The 7441-nt window shown below is 70.9% G+C and carries 6 protein-coding genes; 4 read left to right on the top strand and 2 right to left on the bottom strand.

Annotation, left to right across the window (positions count from 1 at the left end; genetic code table 11):
• Positions 1-323: 323 nt before the first annotated feature.
• Entirely contained in the window at positions 324-1028 is a 705-nt protein-coding gene (locus tag ACFUJR_RS08515) for a TetR/AcrR family transcriptional regulator (RefSeq protein ID WP_383180218.1), read from the bottom strand.
• 168 nt (positions 1029-1196) lie between these two features.
• A complete protein-coding gene (locus ACFUJR_RS08510; RefSeq protein ID WP_383180215.1) occupies positions 1197-2810 on the bottom strand; it encodes a (2,3-dihydroxybenzoyl)adenylate synthase in 1614 nt (537 codons plus the stop codon).
• A 107-nt stretch (positions 2811-2917) separates the two neighbouring features.
• Between ACFUJR_RS08510 and ACFUJR_RS08505 the strand changes: the two genes are divergently transcribed.
• From ACFUJR_RS08505 to ACFUJR_RS08490, 4 genes are read left to right on the top strand one after another with little or no spacing between them, the layout of a single operon-like run.
• Entirely contained in the window at positions 2918-3700 is a 783-nt protein-coding gene (locus ACFUJR_RS08505) for a thioesterase II family protein (RefSeq protein ID WP_383180212.1), read from the top strand.
• A complete protein-coding gene (locus ACFUJR_RS08500) occupies positions 3697-4443 on the top strand; it encodes an SDR family NAD(P)-dependent oxidoreductase (protein ID WP_383180209.1) in 747 nt (248 codons plus the stop codon). The genes ACFUJR_RS08505 and ACFUJR_RS08500 overlap by 4 nt, the downstream gene beginning before the upstream one ends.
• A gap of 52 nt (positions 4444-4495) precedes the next feature.
• On the top strand, positions 4496-5752 hold the full coding sequence (locus ACFUJR_RS08495; RefSeq protein ID WP_383180206.1) for a pyridoxal phosphate-dependent aminotransferase: 1257 nt from the start codon (positions 4496-4498) through the stop codon (positions 5750-5752).
• A 41-nt stretch (positions 5753-5793) separates the two neighbouring features.
• Complete coding sequence (locus ACFUJR_RS08490) at positions 5794-7362, top strand: tryptophan halogenase family protein (protein ID WP_383180203.1); 1569 nt, start codon at positions 5794-5796, stop codon at positions 7360-7362.
• Positions 7363-7441 lie beyond the last annotated feature (79 nt).

Here is a 7441-nt window from a genome sequence, read left to right as displayed (position 1 = left end):
TTTTGTTTGTGGGGTGGGGCCGATCGTGGGGGTTTTTGCCCCTTCCCCCTCTTTTCCCGATGGTCCCTGCTTTTTTCCCTTTTCCCCCCCCCCCCCGGCCCCCCCCACGCCCTCTCGACGCACCGGGTGAGAACCTCCGCCCAGCAAATCTGGACGTCGCCCTTGGCCGATGAGGACCAGGAGGCCGACCACCTGCCGTCCCGCGGGTTGGGCCCTCGAACGTACACCTGAGATACTGAGCCGTCTGGACCTCAACCTCTCAAAGTCGTCGCCCCCCACGGCGAGCACCAAAGCCGGTCGGCAGACCGGGAGAGGGACCCTGATCAGCGAGTTCGGCTCCGCGGCGCCGGCGGCGCGGTCTGGGAGAGCAGTCCGTCGACGAGGGCGCCGAGTGTGGAGGGATAGGTGTCCCGCGCCGCCAGCGCCGTCCACCGGTCGTTGAGGGCTGTCAGGTGGGGCAGCTGGTCGGCGTCGAGATCGCTGACGAAGGCACCGCCGTCGGCGGACGGCGCCTCCTCCTCCGACACGTCGGAGGAGTGGTCGCGGATGAGGACCTCGCCCACCGTGAAGTACCAGATGTTGCGGAAGACCTGCACGGCCTGCTCGGGCGTGCATCCGTGGTCGACGGCGCCGGAGAGGATGTCCTCGATCAGCCGGAGGGCCGGGGTGCTGAGCCGGGAGATGAACCGGTCGCCGGTGAGGACCTCGGCGGACAACGGCCACTCGGTGAGGGCGTCGTGGATCGCGGTGGCGGCCGCGATGACGCGGTCCCGCGGCTCACCGGACGGCTCGGGGCGGGGAATCTGCTGCGCGTACTCGTGGATCAGGAGCAGCAGCAGGTCCTCCTTGTCCCGTACGTGGTGGTACAGCGTCGTCGCCCCGATGCCGATCTCGGCGGCCAGTCCGCGGATCGTGAGCTTGTCCCAGCCGCTCTCGTCGATGAGCCGACGGGCGACGGTGAGGATCTGCGTACGGGAGGTCACGGGCGGGCGGCCGACCCGGCCGTGCGTGGGATTGGTACGGGGCACGGTCCCATCATGCCTCTCCGTGAGGGCCGCGATGACCTCGGCTTCCCGCGCCCCGCGCGCGGGCGGACCGGGGCACCGGGCGGCGGTCCCACCGCCGCCACGAGCCCGGAACGCGGGCGGCGGCGACGGCGGGATCGCTCCCGGACGGTGTCGGACACCCCAGGTCCCTCACCGGGACTGAGACGCCTTCAGGGCCTTCTTGTCGATCTTGCCCACCGGGGTGTGGGGCAGGTCGGACACGATGATCAGCTCGTCGGGCAGCTTGTACGACGCCAGGCCGCGGCCGCGGATGTGGTCCCTGATCGCGCGCAGCGTGACCTGGTCCGCGGCCTCGACCGCGTCGCCGCCCAGGACGACGAACACGCAGAGCCGCTCGTCGAGTTCGTCGTCCGGGACGCCGACCACGGCGGTGTCCCGGACCAGCGGATGCGTCAGCACGTGGCCCTCCACCTCCTCGGCCGAGACCTTCTCGCCGAGGTGATGGATGATGTCCTTCAGCCGGCCCTCGATGACGACGTTCCCGTCCTCGGTCATCCGGGCCAGGTCGCCGGAGCGGTAGAAGCCGTCCGCGGTGAACGACCGGCGGTTGTGATCCGGCGCGGCGAAGTAGCCCCGGATCGTGTACGGGCCACGGGTGAGCAGCTCCCCGATCTCCCCGGTGGCGACCTCACGGTCCTCGGAGTCGACGATCCTGATCTCGTCGTCCGGGCAGACCGGCCTGCCCTCGGTACCGAAGACGACTTCCGGCGGATCCTCCGGACGCGTGTGCGTGATCAGCCCTTCACCGATGCCGTACACGTTCATCAGCCGGCAGCCGAGGCTCTCGCTCACCCGGGCCGCGGCGGCGGGCCCGAACTTGGAGCTGCCCACCTGGATGGTCACCCCGGACATGTCGACCGGAGTGCTCCGCGCGGCCTCCGCCCACAGCAGGGCCAGGGCGGGGACCAGGGTCGTCAGGGTCACGCCCTCCCGCTCGATCAGCGGAAACACGTGATCGGGGCTGGGGTTGGCGGCGAGGACGGCCTTCCCGCCCAGGATCACCGCACCCAGCGCCCCCGGGCAGCCGAGCGCGGCATTGTGCGGCACCGGGTTCGCGGCGAGGTAGACGCCGCTGTCGTCGAACTCCACGACCCGGGCACAGGCCGCGATGTTGTACGCGTAGTCGTCGTGGGTCCGCGGGATCAGCTTGGGAACACCGGTGGTTCCCCCCGACAGCAGCAGCAGCGCCACCTCGGAGGAGTCGACCGGCGCGAGCTCCCGTACCTCGGAGCGGGCGAGTTCGGACAGCGGTGTGAACTCCGCCGCGTCGCCGTCGACCACGACGTGACGCAGCCCGGGTGCGTCGCGGCGCACCTCGCGGGCCAGCGCCCGGTAGTCGAAGCCCTGGAACCGGTCGGGGCCGATGTAGGCCACCGCGTCGGAGGCGCGCGCCAGATGGAGGATCTCGTCGCGCCGGTGACCGGGCAGCGCCAGCACCGGGATCGCGCCGATGCCGAACAGCGCGATGACGGTGGAGAGGAAGCCGATCCTGTTCGGCAGGTGCACCACCACCCGGTCACGGTGGCCGATGCCGAGATCGAGCAGACCGGAGGCGACGCGGTCGGCCTCTTCGGCCAGCTCGGCGTAGCTCGTGCGCCGGGTCGCGTCCACGGCGGCCGTCTTGCCCGGGTGGCGCGCGGCACTGGCGTCGACCAGCTGCCGCAGGGATGCCCCCGCCCAGTAGCCGGCGCGGCGGTAACGTTCGGCGAAGTCGGGTGGCCAGGGAACGAACCCGTCCAGCATGTGTCCTCCTCGGGTTGAGACGCCCTCAGGTTCGGGCACGGGCTCCCAAGGCCGTGTCAATCCCGACAGAGCTTTGACAGATTGCCCCGGCCGGTCGGCGGGTTTCGGTGAAGCTCGGTGGCGTGAATCGCATACGAACGCGTGACCGAGGTTGGGTGCGGGCCCTCAACAGCGTGGAGCGCCCGGCCCGTCGGCTGGTGTGCTTTCCACACTCCGGAGGTTCGGCGGCGACCTTTCGCGACTGGTCGTCGGCCGTGCCCGGAGACTGCGAGCTGCTGGCCGTGCAGTATCCGGGGCACGCCGACCGGATCGCCGAGGCCCCCGCGAGCAGCGTGGCCGAGATCGCGTCCCACGCGGCCGGGGAGCTGCTCGACCTGGACCCTGTACCGTGCGCCCTGTTCGGACACAGCCTGGGCGCGCTCGTCGCCTACGAGACCGCCCGCGTGCTGCAGGACCGCGCGAGGCCCGTGCGGAACCTGTTCGTCTCGGGCGCTCCGGCACCGGGCCGGGCGGGCGGCGGGGCCACGCACCGGGCGACCGACGACGACCTGTGGTCCGGACTGCGGGACCTCGGCGGGATCGATCCCGCGGTCGCCGAGGACGCCGAGCTGAGAGAGCTCCTGCTGCCCGTCGTCCGGGCGGACATCAGACTCAACGAGACCTACCGACCGGACCCGTACGCCGAGCCGCTGGACTGCCGGATCCGCTGCTACCGCGGCACCGAGGACCCTCTGGTCGACGGTGACCGGCTGGCGGCCTGGGCCGAGGTCGGCACCGGCCGGTTCAGCGCACGGACCTGGCCGGGCGGACACTTCAGCCTCGTATCGGACCCGGCGGAGCTGATCGCCGACCTCGTCGCGGCCTTCGCGGAGGGTGTGGTCGTCCGATGACCCTGGCCGGAAAGTCGGTCGTGGTCACCGGAGCGGCGACCGGCATCGGCCGCGGGATCACGGAGTGCCTGCTGAAGGCGGGCGCCGGCGTGACGGTCGTCGGCCGCCGCGAGGAACCGCTGCGGGACCTGGCGGACCGGTACGGCTCCGCCGTCGCATGGCTGGCCCAGGACGTCAGCGCGCCCGGCGCCGCCGAACGCGTCGTCGCGACGGCGACCGACAGCTTCGGCAGGGTCGACGCGGTCGTCAACAACGCGGGCCTGGCCCGGTTCGGCCGGCTCGACGAGACCGACCCCGCGCAGTTCGACGCGATGTTCGCCGTCAACGTCCGCGCGCCCGCCGAGCTGACGCGCCAGGCACTGCCCCAGCTGCGGGCCAACCGCGGCAGCGTCGTCAACATCTCGTCCGTGGGCGGCGTGGTCTCCATGCCGGGGCGTGCCTTCTACGGCGCGACCAAGGCGGCCGTCAACAGCCTCACCCGCTCGCTGGCGCGGGAACTCGCCCCGGACGTCCGGGTGAACGCCATCCTGCCGGGCCCGGTGGACACCCCGATGTGGAGCGAGACCGGTCTGGACGAGGCGGGCACCGAGCAGTTGCGTGTCGACCTCCTCGCATCGACCCCGATGGGGCGGTTCGGAGAGGAGACGGAGATCGGCCGATGGGTGTGCCTGCTGCTCGACACGGAGACGGCGGGCTGGGTCACCGGTGCGCTGATCCCGGTCGACGGTGGGCGCACGGCGTGACCGATCGTGCGCGTTCGAAAGAAGAACTCAACGGAGCAAAGGTGGTACGAGCGTGAGCCGGGACATCCTGTCCGCCGCGGAATCGATTCCTTCGTCGTGTCTGCACCGCATCTTCCGGGCCGCCGAGCGGCGTGAGGTGGAATCCGGCGCCGAAGTGGTGAAGCTGCACGTCGGCGACCCCTACTTCAACCCCTCCGACGACGTCGCCGACGCGTTCGTCGACGCCGTGCGCCGGGGCGACACCAAGTACACCGGCGTGGAGGGCCTGGGCGAGCTCCGCGAGTCGGTCGTCGACAAGCTCCGCACCGACAACGAGGTGGACAGCGCGGTCTCCCGCCTGCTGATCACCCCCGGGTCGTGCCAGGGTCTGGCCGCCCTGCTGCAGACGCTGGCCGAGCCCGGCGCCGAGATCCTCATCCCGGAACTCCACTGGCCCGTCCACCTCCAGCAGGCCCTGCTCGCGGGCTTCCGGCCGGTGCTGTACCCGCTCGGGCCCGGACTGCGCCCCGACCCCGAGGTGATCGCCGCCGCCGCGACCGAGCGCACCCGGGTCCTGCTCGTCAACTCGCCGGCCAACCCGACCGGTGTCGTCCTGGACCAGGGCGAGCTCCGGACCCTGCTCGACCTGGCGCGCGGCCGCGGCTGGCACGTCATCAGCGACGAGGCGTACGAGCACTTCCTGTACGACAGCGAGCACACCTCGGTGGCGTCGCTGGAGCGTGACGTCCCGCCGGCCGAGCGCATCGTGCACAGCGTCTTCAGCTTCTCGAAGAGCTTCGCGATGACCGGCTACCGGCTGGGCTACGTGGCACTGGCCGACGACCGGGCCGCCGACGTGATGAAGGTCGTCCAGGAGGCGAACATCATCGGCACGTCGACCCCCGTGCAGTACGCCGGGATCGCCGCGCTGAACAGCCGCGCCGAGTCGACGGCGGTCAACCGCAAGAAGGTGCAGCACAACAGGGACGTGATCCTCTCGCCGCTCGTCGAGGCCGGGCTCCTGCGCGAGCTGCCGGCCGGCGGCTGGTACGCGATGCTCGACGTCGCCCGGACCGGTCTCGACGCGGAGACGTTCGCGACCCGGCTCCTGGAGAGCAAGGGCGTGGCGGTCGTACCCGGCGAGGGCTTCGCCATGCGGCCCGACGCGGACGACCGGGGCCGGGTCCGCTCCCATGACTACGCCCCCTGGGCGCGGCACCTGGTCCGGGTCGCGTTCTGCGTGGACCCGACGTCCCTGGAGACCGGCGTGACCCGCCTCCTGGAGTTCGTCGACGAGTGCGGCGACGGCGCGAACGTCGCAGCAGGGTGAATCTCGATCAAGCCGGCCGGCGCGAAGGAAGTGAGGACGTCATGAGCAAGAGTGTTGTCATCGTGGGTGGCGGGACCGCGGGCTGGATGACCGCCTCGTACCTGAAGGCGGCGTTCGGGGACCGGCTTGCGGTCACCCTCGTCGAATCCAGGAACGTGCCCACGATCGGTGTGGGAGAGGCCTCGTTCAGCACGATCCGGCACTTCTTCGCTTATCTCGGCCTCGAGGAGTCGGACTGGATGCCGGACTGTCACGCGACCTACAAGCTGGGGATCCGCTACGACAACTGGCGTGCGGAGGGGCACCACTTCTACCACCCCTTCGAGCGCCCCCGGACGGTCGAGGGCGTCTCCCTCGCCGACTGGTGGCTGCAGAAGAAGCCCAGCGCGGACTACGACCGGGACTGCTCCGTGATCGCCGCGCTCTGCGAGGCGAAGAGCTCGCCCCGGCAGTTCGAGGGCAGCCTCCTCGCGCTCGGAGCCGGCGAGCAGGACCCGGCGGCCGTGGGCCGGTCCACCATGTCCCAGCAGACGACGCAGTTCCCGTACGCCTACCAGTTCGACGCGACGCTGCTCGCGAAGCTCCTCACGGGATACGGCACCGATCGCGGCGTCCGGCACGTGCTGGACGACGTCGTCGACGTCGCGGTCGACGAGCGCGGCGACATCCGCCACGTCCGGACCAAGGAGAGCGGCGACCTCTCGGGCGACCTCTTCATCGACTGCACCGGCTTCCGCAGCATGCTGCTCAACAAGAAGCTCGACGTGCCGTTCCTCTCGTACCAGGACACCCTGCCGAACGACAGCGCGGTCGCGCTGCGGGTGCCCATGGAGATGGCCGACCAGGGCATGGGGCCGTACACCCGGGCCAGCGCCCAGGCCGCCGGCTGGATCTGGACGATCCCGCTGTACGGCCGGACAGGCACGGGCTATGTCTACGCGAGCGACTACTGCACCCCGGAGGAGGCCGAGCGCACGCTGCGCGCGTACGTCGGGCCGGCCGCAGAGGACCTGGAGGCGAACCACATCAGGATGCGGATCGGCCGCAGCGAGAACTCCTGGGTGAACAACTGCGTGGCGATCGGTCTCTCCAGCGGCTTCGTCGAGCCGCTCGAGTCGACCGGCATCTTCTTCATCCAGAACGCCATCGAGCAGCTGGTCAAGCACTTCCCCGGCGGCCGCAACGACGAGCAGCTGCGGGTGTCGTACAACAGGCAGGTGGCCAACGTGATGGACGGCGTACGGGAGTTCCTCGTGCTCCACTACGTCGCCGCCAAGCGGAACGACAACGCGTACTGGCGTGACGCCAAGACCCGTACGATGCCCGACGCGCTGGCCGGCCGCATCGAGCAGTGGAAGGCGAAGCTCCCCGACGAGGACACGATCTTCCCGTACTACCACGGCTTCGAGCCCTACTCCTACACCGCGATGATCCTGGGGCTCGGCGGCCTCGACGTACAGCCGCTGCCCGGCCTGGCCCTGATGGACGACATCGCCGCGGCCAAGGAGCTCCAGATGGTCCGGGACCAGGCCAGGACCCTGGTCGAGACGCTTCCGAGCCACGCGGACTACATCGCCCACGTCCACCGCCGGAAGACGGCGGGCGCCTGAGGAACCACCTCCCCGCAGGACGGAGCCGGTGGGGTGGGGTGCGGCCGCACCCCTCCCCACCGGCTCCGGTACGGCACAT

Origin of the sequence: Streptomyces sp. NPDC057271 (assembly GCF_042668715.1) — a bacterium.
In the GTDB taxonomy this organism is placed as follows: Bacteria; Actinomycetota; Actinomycetes; order Streptomycetales; family Streptomycetaceae; genus Streptomyces.
Note: the sequence above shows the minus strand (reverse complement) of the source record. Positions and strands in the feature narration are given on the sequence as shown.